15 protein-coding genes are annotated in these 20,704 nt (G+C 42.1%); 5 read left to right on the top strand and 10 right to left on the bottom strand.

Going from position 1 to position 20,704, the window contains the following annotated elements; all coding sequences use genetic code 11:
* Window positions 1–3: 3 nt before the first annotated feature.
* Complete coding sequence (locus tag V7K42_RS28150) at window positions 4–681, top strand: hypothetical protein (RefSeq protein WP_334920919.1); 678 nt, start codon at window positions 4–6, stop codon at window positions 679–681.
* A 537-nt stretch (window positions 682–1,218) separates the two neighbouring features.
* Here the strand turns inward: V7K42_RS28150 and V7K42_RS28145 are convergent.
* Window positions 1,219–1,455: a hypothetical protein gene (locus tag V7K42_RS28145; protein ID WP_094342873.1), complete on the bottom strand. Its 237-nt coding sequence runs from the start codon at window positions 1,453–1,455 to the stop codon at window positions 1,219–1,221.
* Window positions 1,456–2,103: 648 nt separating this feature from the next.
* Between V7K42_RS28145 and V7K42_RS28140 the strand changes: the two genes are divergently transcribed.
* The gene (locus V7K42_RS28140) at window positions 2,104–3,111 is read left to right on the top strand and encodes a cyanophycin synthetase (RefSeq protein WP_334920917.1); all 1,008 of its coding nucleotides are present in this window, start codon (window positions 2,104–2,106) and stop codon (window positions 3,109–3,111) included.
* 51 nt (window positions 3,112–3,162) lie between these two features.
* Here V7K42_RS28140 and V7K42_RS28135 read toward each other — a convergent pair whose 3' ends face one another.
* Entirely contained in the window at window positions 3,163–3,510 is a 348-nt protein-coding gene (locus tag V7K42_RS28135) for a hypothetical protein (RefSeq protein ID WP_334920915.1), read from the bottom strand.
* A 1,293-nt stretch (window positions 3,511–4,803) separates the two neighbouring features.
* Here V7K42_RS28135 and gatB point away from each other — a divergent pair.
* From gatB to argJ, 3 genes are all read left to right on the top strand, one after another.
* Window positions 4,804–6,306 (top strand): Asp-tRNA(Asn)/Glu-tRNA(Gln) amidotransferase subunit GatB, encoded by a 1,503-nt coding sequence (gene gatB, locus V7K42_RS28130; RefSeq protein ID WP_334920914.1) that lies wholly within the window; start codon window positions 4,804–4,806, stop codon window positions 6,304–6,306.
* A gap of 663 nt (window positions 6,307–6,969) precedes the next feature.
* Window positions 6,970–7,098: a hypothetical protein gene (locus V7K42_RS28125; RefSeq protein ID WP_334920912.1), complete on the top strand. Its 129-nt coding sequence runs from the start codon at window positions 6,970–6,972 to the stop codon at window positions 7,096–7,098.
* A 300-nt stretch (window positions 7,099–7,398) separates the two neighbouring features.
* A complete protein-coding gene (gene argJ, locus V7K42_RS28120; RefSeq protein WP_334920910.1) occupies window positions 7,399–8,661 on the top strand; it encodes a bifunctional ornithine acetyltransferase/N-acetylglutamate synthase in 1,263 nt (420 codons plus the stop codon).
* Window positions 8,662–8,861: 200 nt separating this feature from the next.
* Here argJ and V7K42_RS28115 read toward each other — a convergent pair whose 3' ends face one another.
* The 8 genes from V7K42_RS28115 to V7K42_RS28080 all read right to left on the bottom strand — a co-directional run bounded on the left by V7K42_RS28115 (window position 8,862) and on the right by V7K42_RS28080 (window position 20,161).
* Window positions 8,862–10,478, bottom strand: a complete 1,617-nt coding sequence (locus tag V7K42_RS28115) for an iron uptake porin (protein WP_334920908.1) — start codon at window positions 10,476–10,478, stop codon at window positions 8,862–8,864.
* 129 nt (window positions 10,479–10,607) lie between these two features.
* Complete coding sequence (locus V7K42_RS28110; RefSeq protein WP_334920906.1) at window positions 10,608–11,654, bottom strand: Gfo/Idh/MocA family oxidoreductase; 1,047 nt, start codon at window positions 11,652–11,654, stop codon at window positions 10,608–10,610.
* 650 nt (window positions 11,655–12,304) lie between these two features.
* On the bottom strand, window positions 12,305–13,702 hold the full coding sequence (locus V7K42_RS28105; protein ID WP_334920904.1) for a sugar porter family MFS transporter: 1,398 nt from the start codon (window positions 13,700–13,702) through the stop codon (window positions 12,305–12,307).
* Between the two features lie 138 nt (window positions 13,703–13,840).
* A complete protein-coding gene (locus V7K42_RS28100; protein ID WP_334920902.1) occupies window positions 13,841–14,839 on the bottom strand; it encodes an ABC transporter permease subunit in 999 nt (332 codons plus the stop codon).
* Window positions 14,836–16,392: a sugar ABC transporter ATP-binding protein gene (locus V7K42_RS28095; RefSeq protein ID WP_334920900.1), complete on the bottom strand. Its 1,557-nt coding sequence runs from the start codon at window positions 16,390–16,392 to the stop codon at window positions 14,836–14,838. Before V7K42_RS28095 ends, V7K42_RS28100 begins: the two co-directional genes overlap by 4 nt.
* 257 nt (window positions 16,393–16,649) lie before the next feature.
* On the bottom strand, window positions 16,650–17,672 hold the full coding sequence (locus V7K42_RS28090) for an ABC transporter substrate-binding protein (protein ID WP_334920898.1): 1,023 nt from the start codon (window positions 17,670–17,672) through the stop codon (window positions 16,650–16,652).
* Window positions 17,673–17,706: 34 nt separating this feature from the next.
* Entirely contained in the window at window positions 17,707–18,702 is a 996-nt protein-coding gene (locus V7K42_RS28085) for an ABC transporter substrate-binding protein (protein WP_334920896.1), read from the bottom strand.
* A gap of 562 nt (window positions 18,703–19,264) precedes the next feature.
* Entirely contained in the window at window positions 19,265–20,161 is an 897-nt protein-coding gene (locus V7K42_RS28080; protein ID WP_334920894.1) for an inositol oxygenase family protein, read from the bottom strand.
* Between the last annotated feature and the right edge of the window lie 543 nt (window positions 20,162–20,704).

Raw genomic sequence — 20,704 nt, 5'->3', positions numbered from 1 at the left:
ATAATGAATATTCGTAGAATACTAGTTGCAACAGCAATTCCAGTTCTAGTTGGCACATTTGGTTTTATTTCACTAAATCAGGCAAATGCTGCTAATCAATTCCCTCAAATTGCACAGGCCCAACAACCACCCAACCAACCACCAGACGGAGAACGGCGACCTCCCCGGCCTGATTTTAAGGCTGCGGCGGCGAAACTAGGAGTTAGCGAACAACAGTTAAAAGATGCGTTGGGTGTTCCTGCTAATCCTCCAAATCCAGGCGTTGGCGCTTCGCCCACCGGAGGCGATCGCAATCAGCGCCCACCCCGTCCTGATTTGAAGGCAGCTGCAACCAAGTTAGGAGTTAGCGAACAACAGTTAAAGGATGCGTTGGGTGTTCCTGCTAATCCTCCAGGTGGCGATCGCAATCAGCGCCCACCCCGTCCTGACTTGAAGGCAGCTGCAACCAAGTTAGGAGTTAGCGAACAACAGTTAAAAGATGCGTTGGGTGTCCCTGCTAATCCTCCAAATCCAGGCGTTGGCGCTTCGCCCGCCGGAGGCGATCGCAATCAGCAGCGCCCACCTCGACCTGACTTGAAAGCAGCTGCGGCAAAACTGGGTGTCACTGAACAACAGTTGATAGATGCGTTGGGTATTCCGCCTCATCCTCCTGGCGGCGATCGCCCTAACCCAGCAAAATAGCTGAAAATTAAGGACTTCCAAATAAAAAAATCTCCAACTATTTCTTGTGGAGTGGGCAGGATGCCATTGGTGTCAAGTTAAAGCCTCAGCCTAGATGTCAAGCGAAGTTGAGGCATTGCACCGATGTCGAAAGTCTGGATTTCTTTGTTTTTTCCGTGGCTTACTCGTGGCTATTCTCAACACCCTTGTGTTGAGTTTAACTACTGAGCTTTAGTCACTTGACAAGTTTCTATTTTTCTTAACTTGACACCAATTGCAAGATGCCCGCCCTAATTATGCAATTTAAATGTGGAACAGCTTAGGGACTTTTGCAAAAGGTCTATTTTGAATTCTTTGCGATCGGATTAAGAGCAAGGGTTAAAGGGATTAAATCATCCCACGGCTACGAAAACATCGTTTGTCTGACTACATGCTGCCGCGATCGCGATCGCGACGCTATGGTTTTCTTGAATTGCTGTAGGAAAATCGAAGTCATTAGTCATTGGATACTAATGACCAATGACTAATGACCAATGACCAGTGACCATTACCTGTACTTTAAATCACAGCTTCTTCGCGTTGACAATCAAAAACAACCATGTAGGAAGCATTTGGTATTTCCTGGGGGAGATGCCGCATATAGCCATCGGCATCAGAACGGCTACGGAAGCGAGCAACAATTTCCCTTTGCGTATTAGGAACTAGACGAGCGATCGCCCAAGAATTGAGACGTTCTTTATAAGCAATAGCCTGATTGTCTGATTTAGAAGCTTGGTTATCCGTATTTTCTGGCATAATGATGTTATCCGTATGAAGTTTAATGAAAGGCGTTAATTAGTTTCTAAGTAGGAATGCACCAACGCTTTTTTTATGCTGCTGCCACCTTGTTATTCGATTATTAATAAGTTGTCAACACTTAGCGCCATATTTTAGACCAACTAAGTTGTTATTTTCAGATAGCTATGAATCTCAAAGCCTTAATTTGCAATTGTTTTCAGCACACAATAATGCTCAAGCAGAAAGTTCGGCAAATATTGGGTTTACATGATTTGTATCTATACACGCAGGTAAAATCAGTATCAGTGCTAAAACTAACAATAATGTCTTAAAAAAGACTATCAAAGACTAATCTGAGGATGAACATTAACGTGCATATAGATCAATGGGTGTGGGCACACTTCTAATTTTCGATGAGTACGATGCCTAGGTTGAGCTACACACCTACGGTAAAGCTATATTGCGAGCATTTACGTTTTTTATTTTGTAGTTATTTGAGAGTACTTAAAACTTAATAATTTATTTAGACAGTAAAAAAGGAATTTTTCTTCAGGTTTACAGTATAGCTTTTTGAACAATATATAGTGTAATTTTTTAATTAAAAATATCTTGACTAATTGCTATAAACAAAGTTAAAATTCCTCCGGTAAAATTATAGTTATAATAATGGAAATACCATTTGTAACATCAATCATTCAAAAAGTAGCAAAGGAAATAGGAGCAGTAGTTTTAATAGATCCAGAATGCACCTTTATGGGACTGATTACCTTTAAAAACGGCAATAAAACTTTTTTTCGGACTACCAGATTTAGTATTAATTCATCTGGTTCAGTAGCAATAGCTAAAGACAAAAGTGTTTCTAGCTTTTTTTTAAATAGCTTCGGCTACAAAGTGACTGAAGGAAAAACATTTTTCAGTGAAGAACTATGTGAAGAAATAGCTAACATTAGGAATATAGATGCAGGATTCTATTATGCTAAAGAGTTAGGTTTTCCCGTAATCATAAAGCCAATTAATCTCAGTCAAGGATTATTCGTTACAAAGGTTCATAATAAGCAAGAATACTATCAAGTAGCCAAGAAAATCTTGCAAAAAGTATCTGGATTTATTGTTGAACGATTTTATAGTGGCAATGACTATAGAATTGTGGTACTTGATGATGAAGTCGTTTCGGCATATCAAAGGATTCCTTTATTTATAACGGGAGATGGTCAATCTAATATTTTAGAACTCATGCAGCAAAAACAGGAAAGTTTTATCAAAAAGGGTAGGAAAGAAATTATAGATTTTGAAGATTACAGAATTAAAAAAAACTTGCGAAGACGGAAGCTAAATTTTAGTAGCGCCATCCCTAAGAATAATATTGTCTATCTTTTAGATAATGCAAACTTATCGACTGGGGGCGAGGCAATAGACTTTACAGAAACTATCCATCCTGATTTTAAAAAACTAGCAGTAAGTATTACAAAAGATATGGAACTGAGATTAGCAGGTGTGGACATTCTTACTAGTGATATAACCTCACCAATCGTAGATTATACAATTATTGAAGTAAATGGCGCTCCTAGCTTAACTCACTACGCCTCATTTGGTGAAGTTCAGACGCAGAGGGTAGAAAATCTATATCTCAGAATTCTCAAAATACTTGAAAACGAAAATAAGAGAGGAAAGTAATAATTTTGACTGATCCGGAGCAATTCCTACTCCTATTTAGTTATCTTTTGATCACTCCTTATCTAATAGGGATTCAAATTCAGCTTGTAAGGCTTTTATATCCGCTAATCTGGCGACTAGTAAATTATCTTTACCAGCGTCACTTAAACGTACTTTCCAATAATGAATACTATCTGAGTTGTTCAACCAAAACTGAATCACGGTATCTACTACTCGATCTAGATTCCAACCCCGTTTGGCTGGTACTGATTCTACCGATTCCAGAAACGTATCAAGTGTACAGGTATGCATTCCCAAATATTGCACTCCTTGGTATGGTAGTTTTTGCCCATTTTGCTGCTGGTGATTAAAAAATTGCAAAAGTGGAGATACTCCTACAATATCAAAAGTGTATTTCATTTTAGTACTCCCAGTTTTAACTTCCTTGCAGGAAAGATTTATTTTTTTAATATAATGCATGATAAGTAACTAAAGCATCTAGAAAAAGTATAGTTTTGGTCTATATCATAGGCATTAAACCTCAGTCAAAAATTAGCACTAACAAGCCGAGAGTGCTAATATCTTTTTGATATAGCAATCCGATTTGATTTATGAATCACTCGTAGAGGTAAGGGACTGGGGATTGGGGACTGGGGACTGGGAAGAAGGAATAAAGGTGTATTGAGTTTTGTTCAAAAATCAAATATGAGTCCTATAGTTTGATTTATTATTAAAGAGTTTGAGGCATTAATATAAGAGATTTCAAAGGAATAAATTATCCCAAAAAACGAACCACTCCAGATGCAGAAAAGCCAGTGCGTTGCGGGGGTTCCCCCCGTTGTAGCACCTGGCGCAACACAGAGAGAAGAGAGATTAAGAGGATTTTTGCGTCAGTTTTGGAATATTTTTTTATTTGGAAGTCCCTAAGATAGTTCCCAGTTTGCGGGCTAAGAGGTTGAATGAAGAAATATTTGACTGTGATTTTAGGCACTTATTGATCCCCTCTAACCCGCATTTCTCACAAGCTTGAGGCGAAGGATGGGCAGAGGGGCAGAGGGGCAGGGGAGGCAGAGGAAGCAGGGGAGGCAGGGGGGGCAGGGGAGGCAGGGGAGGCAGGGGAGGCAGGGGAGGCAGGGGAGGCAGGGGAGGCAGGGGAGGCAAAGGAAGATAAAAACTAATACTCGCATTTCTCACAAGCTTGAGGCGAAGGATGGGCAGAGGGGAAAGAACTTGGTATTTGAACTCTCCTCTGCTCCCCTGCTCCTCTGCTCCTCTGCTCCCCCTGCTCCCCCTGCCTCCCCTGCTTCCCCTGCTCCTCTGCTCCCCCTGCTCCCCTGCTCAAGCGCAGGCTTAATCGACATGTGGTGAGAAATCTGGGTCTAACTCCCTTAAAAAGGGGGAAGAATCAAAGTCACCCTTTTTAAGGGGAGCCACTGCGGTCTTGGGGTCTCCCCAAGTGGAGTTACGTGGCGTGGATTTAGGGGGATCTAAAACGTTTTGATACCTATAATTAAGAATTTTCAAACAGCCTCTAAGGTAGATTTACCAGCACCCCCAGAACCAATAAATTAAAATTTTCTTCACCTTATGTTTGCATCTCCCTTTTCAAGTTCAAGAGGGTAAGCATTGCTCACCCAAATAACCGTCTTCAGGGCAACTCAATCCGCCGTTACAATAGTACCACTAGAAGGATTATGCCGAAATAGTGATATCATGACGACTGCTACAACTGTAAAAACTGAATATGAAGCGATTATTGGTCTAGAAACCCATTGTCAGCTGAGTACCAACACCAAGATTTTCTCTAATAGCTCTACGGCCTTTGGTGCTGATCCAAATACTAACATTGACCCGGTTTGTATGGGTTTACCTGGGGTCTTACCTGTACTCAATGAAAAAGTATTAGAATACGCTGTCAAAGCTGGTTTGGCACTGAATTGTCAAATCGCTAGATATAGCAAATTTGACCGGAAACAGTATTTTTATCCTGACTTACCTAAAAATTACCAAATTTCTCAATACGATCTACCGATCGCAGAACATGGTTGGTTAGAAATAGAATTGGTAGATGCTGAGGGGAATCCCAGCCGCAAACGTATTGGCATTACACGTCTGCACATGGAAGAAGATGCAGGAAAATTGGTACATGCAGGTAGCGTTGGCGAAGCCTCTCGGACCGAGACTCGCCTTTCTGGTTCTTCCTATTCTCTGGTAGACTACAATCGCGCAGGTATACCGTTAGTCGAAATTGTCTCGGAACCTGATTTGCGTTCTGGACTAGAAGCTGCTGAATATGCTGAAGAGTTGCGTCGGATTGTCCGGTATCTCGGCGTGAGTGATGGGAATATGCAAGAAGGATCTCTGCGCTGCGATGTCAACATTTCTGTACGTCCAGTGGGACGAAAGGAATTTGGTACCAAGGTAGAAATAAAAAACATGAACTCCTTCAGTGCCATCCAACGGGCAATTGACTACGAAATTGAGCGCCAAATCGCCGCCATTGAAGCAGGCGATCGCATCATCCAAGAAACTCGGCTGTGGGAAGAAGGCGCTCAACGTACAAGTAGTATGCGGATAAAGGAAGGTTCTAGCGATTATCGCTACTTCCCCGAACCAGATTTAGCACCAATTGAGGTGACGGATGCTCAATTAGAGCAATGGCGTAGCGAACTACCAGAATTACCAGCCCAAAAACGCCATCATTATGAAAATGAGTTGGGGCTTTCGGCTTATGACGCGCGAGTTTTGACAGAAGATCGTCCAGTAACGGAATATTTTGAAACTGCGATCGCATCTGGAGCAAATCCCAAAGCTGCTGCAAACTGGATTACTCAAGATATCGCCGCTCACCTTAATAAGCAAAAACTCAGTATTACTGAAATTGGACTGACTCCCACCAATTTAGCTGATATCATCACTCGCATTGAAACAGGCAAAATTAGCAATGCTCAAGCTAAAGAAAAGTTACCAGATTTGCTCAGTGGGATTTCTCCTGAAAAAGCCTTTGCAGGTCAAGAGTTAATCAGCGATCCTAGTGTATTAGAACCCATTGTCGATGAAGTCATAGCTGCTAATCCCAAAGAACTAGAAAAGTATCGCAACGGTAACACCAACCTTAAAGGTTTCTTTGTCGGACAAGTTCTGAAAAAGACAGCTAAACGTGCCGATCCTAAGCTGACTAATGAATTGGTGGAAAAGAAACTGAACGCATTGTAATTCGTAATTACTGTTCAGCAAGAGTTTTAGACATTTTACAAGTCATCTCTCAAGTCAACTTTATTGGGTGAAGGGCAAAGGAGCAAAGGGGAGTTACAGTAAGTCTTTTCCGGGAGCAACGCGAAAAAGTGAGATCCTCGTGAAATAGGCTCTTGAGGCAGGGGGAGCAGGGGGAGTAAAGAGGCATTTTTAGTATTTTTTACTACCGAAACAGACTGCTTCTACACTTATTTCTTTCTCTTCCCCTGCCTCCCCTGCCTCCCCTACCTCCCCTGCTTACCCATCTCACAAAATGCATTGCTCCCGTTTTTTCCAATGCCCAATGCCCAATTCCCAAGTAAGTATTTTACTGGTGTTTCTTCATCGAATCTTCATATAAAAACTGGTGACAACCCGCATACCTAAAATGATATAGTGTGGTAAGTAGATGCACCCTGATGATCTGGAGAGCTGCCTAAGTAGCTCTCTTTTTTATTTTATTTCACAGTTTTTACGGAGAAGCTTCATCGATTCTTATAAAAAATCTTAATAAATAAGTATTAACCCTTAAATAATAAAACATATACTGTGATAAAAAGATGCACCATAACGATCTGGAGAGTTGCCTAAATAGCTCTCTTTTTTCATATAGGATTACTATTTGATTTTTGAACGAAATTAGGTATGGTAGAAGAGCCAGTGCGTTGCGGTGAATCCAGTGCTGTAGGCGGGTTTCCCATAGGCGACTGGTTTTCCCGAAGGGATGTTCCCTCCGTTGTAGCAACTGACGTTGTGTTAAAACGAAGTTCGTAACGCACTATATATCAAGGGTTTGATACCGTCCTCTCCGTGCTAACACATCCTACAGATATTTTCTCCAAATCAAATCGGAAGGCTATATTTGTCTTTCGTCATAAGAAAGGTAAAAACAATTATGCTAATCGCCAACTGGTGCATTATTATTGCCATCAGCAAATAAACTCACAATGAAGATTAAGGATTGAGGGAAATTCCTAACTCCTGTACAGACGCGATTAATTGCGTCTCTCCTAACTCAACACTTTGCTAAAGCACAAATTGACCGATCCAAACTGATAGTTGTAAGGACGAATAATGGCAGATTGGCAAAAAATAACAGGTGGTGTCACAGCACCAAGGGGGTATCAGGCGGCAGGAATTACCGCAGGGTTGAAACCTTCGGGGTTGCCGGATTTAGCTTTGATATTCTCAGAGGTGGAAGCGATCGCAGCTGGTGTCTTCACCACTAGTCAAGTTAAAGCTGCCTGTGTAGAATATTGTCGTCAACGCTTGCAAGCCAAACATAGCGCTCGTGCTATCCTTTGCAACGCTGGACAAGCAAATGCCGCTACAGGTAATCAAGGCTACCTTGATACCTTAGAGTCTGCTCTGGCAATAGCCCAAGCACTTAACATCTCATCTGAATCTGTCTTATTGGCTTCTACTGGGGTGATTGGTCAAAGAATTAAGATGGATGCTTTGCGAAGCGGAATTCCTAAAGTAGTAGCAGCACTATCAGAAACAGGCTCAGATGCCGCAGCCGGAGCGATTATCACTACAGACTTGGTAACAAAATCCATTGCCCTAGAGACAACCTTTGGCGATGCCTCCGGCGGGCTGCGTCAACGCCCAGTCCGAATTGGCGGCATTGCCAAAGGTTCTGGCATGATTCACCCCAACATGGCAACCATGCTAGCATTTGTAACTTGTGATGCTGTGGTTTCGCCAGCTCTTTGGCAACAAATGTTAGCAAGGGCGGCTGATAGAAGCTTTAATTCCATCACAGTGGATGGTGATACCAGTACCAATGACAGCTTAATCGCCTTAGCAAACGGTCAATCTCGCACCCCAGCAATTACAGAATGGGGTGCAGAAGCAGAGAAATTAGAGGCCATGTTAACAGCAGTTTGTCAGCATTTAGCCAAAGCGATCGCTCGTGATGGTGAAGGTGCAACCTGTCTAATAGAAGTAGAAGTAACTGGGGTCCATGATGAACTCTCAGCCCGACAAATAGCCAAAACCATCGCTGGTTCATCCCTAGTTAAATCTGCAATCTTTGGACGAGATCCTAACTGGGGACGTATCGCCGCCGCCGCCGGACGTGCAGGTATACCTTTTGAACAAGAAAACCTGCAAATTAAGTTAGGGGATTGTTTAATGTTGGAAAACGGACAACCCTTAACTTTTGATCGTGCAGCAGCGAGTGCTTATTTGAAAAAAGCGGCGATAGGTGCTTATCTCCAAGAGGATACGGTGTTAATTTCCGTTAATGTTGGCAATGGTTATGGTGTCGGTAAAGCTTGGGGTTGTGATTTGAGTTACGACTACGTGAGGATTAACGCCGAATATACTACGTGAACTACTCAGACTTGCCTGCGGCTGAAGTCTAAGCTTCTGTAATCAAGGGGGAGTGCCTAAACTTAGACTTTCGCCCAAGATTAGGACTTACCTCCCCTCCTACAGCAGAGACGGCTGAACCTTTCCAGATGTAATCCTCATTCCCCGCTCCCTATCCCCACAGAGATGAGTACATTCAAGGTGGGGACTTCCGCGATGCGTTAAAAATCGAAGGTTGTACGAAGTACACCTACATACTGCGTATCATTTCTACTGTCGTTTTCCGGGTTGAGAATCACCCAAAAACCAGGAGTTACAGAGATATTATCGTTTAGGCGGTAGCGATAGAAGGCTTCGATATGGTAAGCGGTGTCTCGGTCTTGACGGACATCACTGTTAGAGACACGTGGTGGTATACCAAAGAGAATTCCTGGCAAGTTACCCTTACCCCCCACATCAGGAAAGGACATACCAATCGCCCCAAACCAGACATTGGCATTGTCACCACTGTTCACAAATAGAGAATCTGTTCCACCTCTGCCATTGGAAATATTACTCAAACTAGAACTCTTGGCATTTGCCCAAATATATCCACCCCAACCGTGGATTTGGAAATTTGGAGAGAAGCGATAGAATCCCTGTGCGCCGACAATATCGTTGGAAGTAGCAATGTTGTTGCCAAAGGGAGCGTTTGACAGGGTGCTACCTGTCCCGGCGGCGAGATCGACCACTCCACTAGGACTATAGCCATGAGAGTAGGCAACACCAATAGCTCCTTCCTTACCGTAATAAGCTAAGTGCGCCAGGGCGTTGTAGCCGCCATCAAACAAGCCGTTGCTCCCCGATGGCGTATTGGGACTGTTTGCTAAATAGCCCAAGGTGAGAACCAAGTCTTTGGTAATGTTCAAATTAGCGGCTGCACCCCCACCACCTCGCCGGAATAAGGGACTGTATGACCCAAATAGTGAGGGAACCCCATTGCCGTCGTCAGCGATTGTGGGGGGAGTGACAGTAGTTGAAATATCGGTGTAACCAATGCCTGTGGGCCCAACAACGAAGTTAAGAGAATCACTGACTGGGAAGTAGTATCGAATGTGGGGAACAAAAAGCGTGTCGTTGCTGTCATAATCGAAGTTAAGGCGTGTCATGCCTGTGCCTGTGGCTGCGGCAATTTGGCTTGCACCATTGGTAGAATTTCCAAAGTTACCAAATTCTAGCCGGACTCGCAATAAATCTTTGCCTGTGAAACTGCTCTCAAAGTTGAGACGACCTCGGTTTGCAAAGTAGATACGGGATTCATCGCGATCGCCACCTACTCTATTACCAAAGGTATCACTAATGGCGGTAATAATTTGAGCATTCAGTCTGGTAGTGGTGGAAAATTGCTGCGCCTCTAATGTTGCTGTATGTGCCTCTACGGTATCTACTCGTCCTCGCAGAGTAGTCAATTCTGCGGCAAAGTCTGTCTGCAACTTTTGCAGCACTGCCAAATCTTGCTTATTAACTAAATCGTTAGTAGCTGTGGCAATTAACTCATTAATCCGATCCAAGCAAGCATTTAAACCTGCGGCAAACTCATAACGGCTTAAGGCGCGGTTTCCGCGATAGGTGGAATTGGGATAACCTGCAATACAGCCGTAGCGTTCGACTAGCGATTGCAATGCACCAAACGCCCAATCGGTTGGTTGTACATCAGAAAACTGGGAAACAGAATTTACTTGTCCCTGCAAATTCCGATTAGCATCTGCTGCATTAGAATCATCTTCTGGAGGTGTTGCCCAAACTGCTGGAACTGCCAAAAATAGGATAAAAAAGCTATAAAAAACAATTTTGATCATTGACTTATTTACTTGAAAGTGGTTAAGTTCTGACTTTGTAACTCAAGAGATTACACTCAAACCAAAGCTTGCAGGTTGTGAGTTAATCAGCATTAAAGTTACATATTTTGAGTTTCAGTTTTTGGTTACTTAAAGCAACCCTATGACTCTTTGCTCATTGCTGCTTTTAATAGCCGCTTCTATAATCCACATGACATTAATTCCGTCTTCGGCAGTAACAGCAATTGGCTGATTATCAATAATAGATTTATATACCGCGTCGTAATAGCCTAAATAACTGCCCTGTGAGCTTTTTACTTTTTCCCGAATTACTTTTGTGTCTTTTTCTGTATGAAGCAAGCCGTATTCACTTTCCGGCTCTGTATACCAATCAAGTGTATTAGGCTTGATGCCTGCTACTAAATACTCTTCTTGAGCATCGGCTCTGCTTTTGAGAAAAGAACCCTTTGTACCATGTATGATATAGGCAGGTGCAGGCTCACGCACAAGGAAACCTGCTTTTAGTTTTACGCGCAGTTTGTCGTAGTAGAGGATTAACTCGAAATAATCATCTACCTGCGATCGCTGCCTTGTGATTCGGATGTCTGCAAAAATAGCATCAGGCATCCTAAATAAATGCAAAGCTTGGTCTATTAAGTGCGGGCCTAAATTATTTAATATTCCTGCACCTGGACTTGGAACTTCTACGTGTTGTTTATGGCTGAGTGCTGGTTTATATTTTTGAAATTGAAATTCTGCTTCAATAATATCACCCAGCAAGCCTTCTTGGATCACTTTTTTTACTGTTTTAAAATCACTATCCCACCTGCGGTTTTGATACACAGATAACTTCTTTCCCTGTTTTAATGCCAATTCATTCAGTTGTTCTGCTTCTTTAACTGTAGTGGTAAATGCTTTTTCGACAACTACATGTTTGTCTGCCAACAAAGCCTGTTTAGTATAGTCGTAATGTGTATAAGTTGGTGTATTTACCACCACCAACATTACTCGATCGTCGGCTAGCAATGCTTCCAAAGAAGGATAACTTTTTACTCCTGGATAATCTTCTTGTATCAGCTTTTTGCTTCTTTCCCAGGAGCCTGCTAATTGAAAACCGGGATGCAAATCAATGAACGGCGTATGAAATACCTTACCGGACAAACCATAAGAACAAAGAGCCGTATTGAGAGTTTCCATCTTTTTACTGATTTACTGAAGCGAAAGCTTGTATTTAGTTGTTATTAGATGTTCCAGATAAAGCTTGTAGGATCGGGGCAGGCAAGATGCCCACCCCACAAGATTTATAAGCTGTTGTGTTTTTAATTTGCACATTGAGACAGCAGGGGAGCAGAGGAAAGGGTTTACAGGTTTTACCTAAAAGATTATGAGGCGAATGGCACTAAGTTAAGCTGAAGGGTATACAGCGTAAGGATTGCAGAGGAGCAGGGGCGCAGAGGGGAATTTCTAAATATCCGAACGCAATACCTAAAACTTCTTCTTTCTCCCCTGCTCCTTTGCTCCTCTGCACCCCTGCTGCCTCAACGATTTTCCCTTTACAAGCGTGCCATTCGATTATGAGGCAACTTGTAGGCGCGACAGCTTACCAATCTTGTCTAATTTGAAATCACATCCGTTTATATCGGAATTATTCTTCTTTCCTCTTCCTCTGCGCCACGCCTGTTGCTTCAACGGGGGGAACCCCCCTTCGGGTTCACCAGTCGCCTAGGTTGAGAAACCCGCCTACAGCGCTGGATTCACCGCGTCTCTGCGGTTTTTTAATCATTTAGATGCCACTAGATTTAATTTGAGAAGTCAGGGATGCAGATTTTTATGTAGATAGATACAAATTACATATCTTCTAACTCAATTCCTTTGGTTTCTTTAATAAAAAAGAGAATGAAAAAGAATGAGGTAGCAGCCGCAATTGTATAAAGTCCATAGGCAGAACCTAGACCGAAATATTGGAGTATGGGAGGGAATGTTGTGGAAATAAGGAAATTCGCAACCCATTGGATTGCAGCAGCAATTGAAAGTGCAGCCGCTCGAATTTTGTTATTAAACATTTCTCCTAACAATACCCAAACCACTGGCCCCCAGGAGAAACCGAAGCAAAATACATAGAGATTGGCTGCAATCAGAGCCATAGTTCCGGCGCTTCCGGCGAGGGTGGGGTTTCCAGCAGCATCTAGAGGAGCATTGCCAAAAATATAAGCCATCGTTCCCAAAGTCAAGGTCATACCAATTGACCCTATTATGAGCAAAGGCTTGCGACCAAATTTATCCACGAAGGCGATCGCAATTAATGTTGTAATAATGTTGACGGCTCCTGTAATCACCGTGATTGTTAAAGAACTTTGTTCTGAAAATCCGACAGCCCGCCACAAAACGCTGCTGTAGTAAAAGATTACATTAATGCCAACAAATTGCTGTAATACAGATAAGCCTATTCCTATCCAAACAATGGGCAAGAGTCCGCCACTTCTGCTTAAGAGGTCAGAAAATTTAGGCTGGCGTTCGCGAAGTACTGTCTGCCGAATTTCTTCAATTTTTGTCCGCACATCACCCCCCAAAATCTTGGTCAGAACGTTAGCGGCTTCTGGCTCCCGTCCTTTAGCAACTAAGTAACGGGGAGATTCAGGAATTGTTAAAGCCACCATCCCGTAGAATATAGCTGGCGGAACTGCTGTCCAAAACATCCAACGCCAGGCTGCAACCCCAAACAAAAACGGCAAGTCTGCTGAACCTGCTGACACAGCAATAAAGTAGTCGCTTAACAAGGCGACAAAAATTCCCACTACGATCGCTAATTGTTGCAGAGATCCCAATCTTCCTCGCAAATTGGTGGGAGAACATTCTGCAATGTAAGCTGGTGCGATAACACTAGCAACACCGATTCCAATGCCACCCAATACTCGCCAAAAGATAAAATCCCAGATAGTGAAGGCAAACCCAGAGCCAATGGCACTGATAGTAAACAGCGCTGAAGCCACCACCATTGCCTTGACTCGACCATAACGGTCTGCAATCTGTCCGGCAAAGAAGGCTCCTACAGCAGATCCCAGTAATGCTAGGGACACTGCCAGCCCTGTCACCCAACTACTGGTGTTAAAAGCTTTTGATAGAGATAAAACTGCACCGTTGATTACTGCGGTGTCAAAACCGAACAGAAAGCCGCCGAGGGCAGCAGCACCAGCAATCAAAATGACATAAAATGTGTTGGATTTACGACGAGTAGTAGTAGTCATAATATATTGGGAATTGGGAATTGGGAATTGGGCATTGGGCATTGGGAATTGGGAATTGGGCATTGGGAATTGGGAATTGAGCATTGGGTATTAATTTAGTTATTCTTTCTCCCTCATCTCCCCAGTCCCCAGTCCCCTTTACCGTCTAGAACGTCTGCGGAGTCGGTCAATCATTACTGCCAAAATAATTACTAGTCCTTTAACGACTAGTTGCCAGAAGTAAGATAGGTTCAACAGAGTTAAACCGTTGTTGAGAATAGCGATGATTAATGCACCTAGAAGAGTGCCGCCAATAGTGCCAATACCACCTGTAAAGCTGGTTCCACCAAGAATAACAGCTGCGATCGCATCTAATTCATAACCTTGACCCAATATGCCACTGGCACTATATAGACGGCTGGCGCTCATGATGCCTCCTAAACCCGCCAGTAATCCGCTAATACCATAGACAAATAGCAACACGCGATTAACTTTAATCCCAGTTAATCTGGCTGCCCGTTCGTTACCACCTACGGCATATATCTGCACTCCTAAAACAGTTTGCCGCAATACAAACCAGCTAGCGATTACAGTCAATAGCGCAATGATTACTAGCCACGGTAGAGGGCCGACATAACTATTACCCACCCAAGCAAAGTTGATGTCCCGGTTAATCAGCGTTGTCCCTTTGGCAATCAAAAAGGCCACACCCCGCAAGGCTGTAAGTGAACCCAATGTGACAATAAAAGGTGGCACATCCAAAAAGGTGATGAGAGCGCCGTTAACTAAGCCTAAAAGCAATCCTGCTAGCAATGCAGCAGGTACAGCCGCCCAACTTAAAGCCGGCAGTAGCGATACCAGCAGTCCAACGACGGCAGAAACAGCCAATATTGACCCAACTGATAGGTCAATACCGCCGGTGAGAATTACAAAGGTCATTCCTGTCGCCAGCACAATATTGATTGATGCCTGACGCAGGATATTAACAATGTTACCGCCCGTGAGGAAGTTGGGAGAAAGGAATGCAAATAAAATGCAGATAATTACTAAGATTGGCAGAATACCTGCAACTTCCAGCAGAGTGCTGATTGATTTCCGGTTGCGGGCTGCGGGATTATTGGCTAATTTATTGGCCGGCGGTTTGACTGTCTGACTCATAATGCTGATACCTCCGATGCTCCAGTTGCATAATGCATAATCTTTTCTTGGGTGATTTCTTTGCCAAGACTGCCGTCCAGTTCGCCTACTAGTTGTCCCTCTCGCATCACTAAGACGCGATCGCTCATACCAACAATCTCCGATAGTTCGCTGGAAACCATTAAAATAGCAACACCTTGCGCTGCCAATTCGCTCATAATTCGGTAAATTTCGCTTTTGGCACCGATATCTACGCCGCGTGTCGGCTCATCTAACATTAAGACTCTGGGTTTAATGGCTAACCAACGCGCTAATAGTAGCTTCTGTTGATTCCCACCAGAAAGATCCAGCGCTCTAATTTCCAAATTGGCTAGGCGGATATTGAAGTTTTCTACCGCATCTGTTGACAGCCGATTAACTGAACCCCAGTTAACAATTCCAGCTTTGGCATCCTGCTTAAGTGTATTGATGGCAATATTCTTCCGGGCGCTCATTTCCAGAAATAAACCTTGGTCTTTGCGGTCTTCTGGGACGTAGCCAATTCCCGCAGCAATGGCATCGCTGGGTGTATTAATTTCCAGTTTTTTGCCATTTAAAAATACTTCACCACTGGCTTTCCGGTCAGCACCAAAAATCAGCCGCGATAGTTCTGTACGTCCTGCACCAACCAGCCCCGCTAAACCGAGAATTTCGCCAGCATGAAGTTCAAAACTAGCCGGCTCAATCTTTTTGCGGGCATCGCTCATATTCCTGACTGACAGCACCACGGGGCCAGGATTCATTTGCCGTTGATGTTCGTAAAAGTCTTGCATGGAGCGACCAACCATCATCTGCACCAATCGCTGTGGAGAAATTTCACTGCGTGTCAAACTGCCAATATATTGACCATCGCGCAGGACGCTAATGCGGTCAGCTAAGGCGTAGATTTCTTCCATCCGATGGCTGATGTAAATAATCGCAATGCCATCACTCCGTAGTTTGCGAATTACCTCAAATAAATTGTCGCTCTCACGGTCAGAAAGGGCTGCTGTTGGCTCATCCATCACCAAAACGCGGCTTTTATCTTTTAGCGCTCGGGCAATTTCAACTTGTTGCTGTTCTGCGATCGATAAAGTACCAACTATAGTCTGCGCTGTAAAATTGGCTCCCAGGCTTTCTAAGACTTGCTCTGCTTCCAGTTGCATCGCTTTGCGGTCTAAAAATTGACCTCGCCGCAACTCGCTACCCATAAACATATTTTCGGTAACGGTTAAATTAGGTGCAACGTTCAGTTCTTGATAAATAAGATTAATACCCGCCTTACGTGCTGTCGCCGGATCGGTAATTTTCAGGGGTTCACCATTGATGCGAATTTCTCCAACATCTGCAATGTAAGCGCCTGCCAGGATTTTCATCAATGTGCTTTTACCTGCTCCGTTTTCACCCATGAGGGCGTGAACTTCTCCGGGATAAATTGTGAGATTAACATTTTGGAGCGCAGATACACCATGAAATCGTTTGGTAATCCCTTGCATTTCTAATACAGGGGTGGTGGTTGGTGCATCAGGAAATGAGGTTTCAATACTTGCTGTCATGAACATCTCCTGTAAAAATAATTTAAAAGTCGCAATTGAAAGTTATAAATTCCTAATTGATGTGAAATTAAATCATCACCAAATCATCTTTTAAAAACCGATTGCTATCTTGGAAAGTTCTGAATATTGCCTTCCCATATTCAGAACTTTCTGCAAATGCACATAATATATATCATGGGTATGTGCAAAAACTATGTCAATGTATCAAAAGACTCAATTCGGATTAGACACAACTCTTCATTGTGAATTTAGAATTATTATTGCCAGCCTTTTTCTGTGCCTACATTATCTTTTGTAATCAGCTTAACTGGAATTAAAATGGTAGGATTACTAGGTTTCTTACCATTTAAAATGTCGTTTCCAACCTGAACCGCTTTTTCAGCCATCCCTCGGGGATTTTGAGTAGCGGTGGCAGCATATATACTATCTTTCGCTGCGATCGCAGTGATTGCTTCTGGCGCACCATCAACCCCGACAATAAAGAAATCTTTACGTTGTGCTTGGTTTGCTGCTAGTTCTGCGCCAACTCCACTCGGATCGTTGATAGCAAAAACCGCATCAATTTTCGGGAAGGTTGTGAGCAAATCAGTCATAACTCTTAGTCCTCCATCTCGACTACCCTCTGCATTTTGGTTTTTGGAGAGGATTTTGATATCGGGATATTTGGACAACACATTCTCGCAGCCACTAACTCGTTGAATCACCGAGTCAACTGGCGGCCCGTTAACTATTACAACATTGCCTTTACCTTTGAGGCGATCGGCAATATATTTACAACTAACTTCTCCAGCTTGAACATTATTAGTAGTGATGGTGGCATCCACACCTCCTTCAGCACCTGTATCTACTGCAATGACGATTCTACCTGCTTGTTTTGCTTTTTCAATTGCTGGTTTAATGCCGCTTTTATCAGCAGCATTGACGATAATAATGTCAGTATTGGAAGCAGTAAAATTTTCAATTTGATTGGCTTGTTGATTCAGGTCATAGGCACTGGAAACTACGGTAACATTGACATTATTACCGCCAATTTTCTTTGCTTCTGCCTCAGTTGCTTGTCCCATGAGGACGAAGAAAGGATTACTTAAATCGCCAACGGTGAAGGCAACAGATCGCAATTTTGAATTTCCAGTGGCAGTTTTTGTCTCAGCACTAGTATTTGTAACGGGTTTTGTCTCAGTGTTAGTAGCAGTGTTGCCATCGGGAGAAGCATTAGTACAGCCGACAAGACTACCACTGATGATACCTAGTATGCTAGCTGCGATCGCAATCTTTTTCATAGTTATCTATTCCCTAAAGTTAAGTTTTTCTTACTTACCAGCCTTTGTAGCTGCTGAGGTTATCTTTAGTAACCAATTTGACTGGAATCAGAATGTCAGGTGACTCAGATTTTTTACCCTGGATGATATCGTTGCCAATCTGAACTGCTTTTTCGGCCATACCTGCGGGATTTTGCGCCGCAGTTGCAGCAAATACACCATCTTTGTCTTCCATTGCTTTGGTTGCATCTGGCGAACCGTCAACCCCAACAATAAAAAATTCTTTGCGTTTTGCTTGTCTAGCGGCTAAGTCTGCACCCACACCGCTTTGATCGTTGGTGGCAAAAACGGCATCTATTTTGGGAAAGGTTGTGAGCAAATCACTCATAACTCTCAATCCTCCATCCCTTGTCCCTTCAGCGTTTTGGTCTTTAGAGATGAGTTTGATATTAGGATATTTAGATAATGACTTCTCACAACCACTGACTCGCTGATTGATTGAGTCCATCGGTGTACCGTTGAGGATAACTACACTACCTTGACCTTTGATGCGATCGGCAATATATTGACAAGCAACCTCTCCAGCTTGGGTATTGTTGGAGCTAATCATTGCATCTACATCTGCATCAACGGCTGAATCTACAGCAATTACAACCTTACCTGCAAGCCTTGCTTGGTCAATTACTGGTTTAACCCCTTTTTTGTCAACAGCACTGAGGATAATTAAATCAGTATTCGCAGCAGTAAAATTTTCAATTTGGTTGCTTTGTTGGTTCAAATCAAAGCCACTGGAAACCGCATTAACTCTAATATTACCACCAATTCTCTTGGCTTCTGTCTCTGCACCCTTTTGTACTGCATTATAGAAAGGGTTTCCCAAGTCACCCAAGGCGACACCGATTGTTTGTAATTTTCTATTTGGACTATTAACTGTAGTTTCTAAACTAGTGTTGGTAGCAGTATTAATAGTAGAGCTATTATTTTGAGCGCTATTTGTGCAACTAACAACAGTGAAACTTAATATGCCAACTAAGAGAAAAATCGTCTTCATCTTTGCCTATTTTTAACAATGAATTTAAATTTGATAAAGGTCAACAGAATATTAAATATGTCTAAAAATATCGGACACGATCTAATATTCCTATAAAATTTGGCATTTTCAATTTTTATTTAACATCTTGTAACTGATGTTATTTGCTGCTATTAATTCCACTGCATCAGATAAATGTTTTATTTCCAAAACAAAGCTAGGACGGCTACGCTACGTCATAAAATTTGTTTTTTAGTGAAAATATTTTTTAATGTGCCTGGAATAAAACTATCTTTTCAGCAAAGTTTCTAGAAAATGATATTATTCAACTTGAGAATTTATGCTTGTCTTTGCCTTAGTTTATCCTTCTTTAGTACAAAAATAATTTTTCTTTATTGAATTTTACAGAATGGAAAAAGATTTTTTAATCTATCTTTAGTTAAAACTCGTGGAATTCTGTATTTAAAAATATTAATTTTTTTGAAGTTTAAATGTACTTAAAAAAACTTAATGTCGTTAGCTCCAAATATCATAATTTAGCTTGGAGATTGCCAGTAATAGTTAGTTAGCTAGTGTTAGCAGTTTAAAACTTTAACGTCGCGGGTAAATATTTAGCCACTAAATCTTCGTAGTATGGTTTTAGCTTTTGCCAATCAGGAGGAGTAGGGTTTTTTGAATACAGATCGTAAGGATTAAATAATTTAACCCATTTAAACATTTCGCGATCGCGATTATCCATCAAATGGTTATATGCGTTTTCCCGGTGTTGAGGATAAAATGAGTGGTAGCGAAGCATGTACAATGCAGGTTCGGGTAAATAGTTTTTCATCATCTGATAGAAATACTCATCATGACCCCATGACATGTGTACATTACTCAATCCACAATTCGGTTCGTAAATACCATACTTGGTGTTGTAATTGGAATTACTGTAATCGGGGTTTTCTTTGAAAAATTCCGAGAAAACAATTTTATCAGAGAATGCACAACCCACAGGATAAGTATCACCAACAGTAGCCCATTGAGGCTCACCAAATAGGCAAAGCACCTTCCCCATATCGTGAAAGAAGCCAGTAAGTACCATCCAGTCAGGATGACCATCGGCACGAATGGCTTCTGATGTTTGCAATAAGTGCTGTAACTGATCCATATCTGTATCAGGATCTGAATCATCTACTAATTGATTCAAAAATTCAACCGCATCCCAAACGGACATTTCTTTTTTATCAAAATTGAGAAAATTCTTTTCTTTTTCAAGTACAAAATTATATGTTTGATTAATATGATTTAACCGATAAAACTCTTTCACCGTGTCTCTGGTCAGTGTTTCGTAATTTCTGTACGCTTCAGTGGTTTTACCTTCTTTAACTATGCTGTCTGGATCGGGATAGCGATTGAGTAAATCTTTTTCCCATTCTTCTAGCGAATGCAAGGGATTGTATTGAGTTTGTTCGATGGAATTCCTCGCAGTTTGAGACATAGGTTTTTACCCGTCGATATTAATTTTTTAAATCGGACTTTGGGATTTTATGCACAGGTGTGCAAAATTTACTTATGGATTTATTTTTGCACACGTGTGCAAAAGCGTGTGTTAAGTTTCTTTTCTATTTGCATAACTATGTACAACATACTTCGTTAAGTATTTTTTACAATAGACCTCTTGCAAAAATCCTTGAATCACCCCTCCCCAACCCTCCCCTTCACAAGGCTACCGTGTATACACAAGTTTAGTTGGCAATCAAATGGACAGAAAAGAACGGAAAATTATTTTTAAAATCCTTGATTTTTCGTTATGCCTCTATCAATAATCTGACACTATTGATAATCAACTCGATTAAATCAAAACCTTGCCCATTAAAGCTTGTATCTTACCAGGCAAGGATTTTAGGACTTGTGTATACACCGTAGCCTTCACAAGGGGGGCAAGTTTCCCCCCTTTATAAGCTATCCATTATAAACATCTTTCTTAACAAAAGCTTTGACAAAAACCAGAAATTGTGTATGTTGTAAACGAAAATCCTAA

Source organism: Nostoc sp., from assembly GCF_036917455.1.
GTDB lineage: Bacteria > Cyanobacteriota > Cyanobacteriia > Cyanobacteriales > Nostocaceae > Nostoc.
This window is presented reverse-complemented; position numbering and strand designations above follow the sequence as displayed.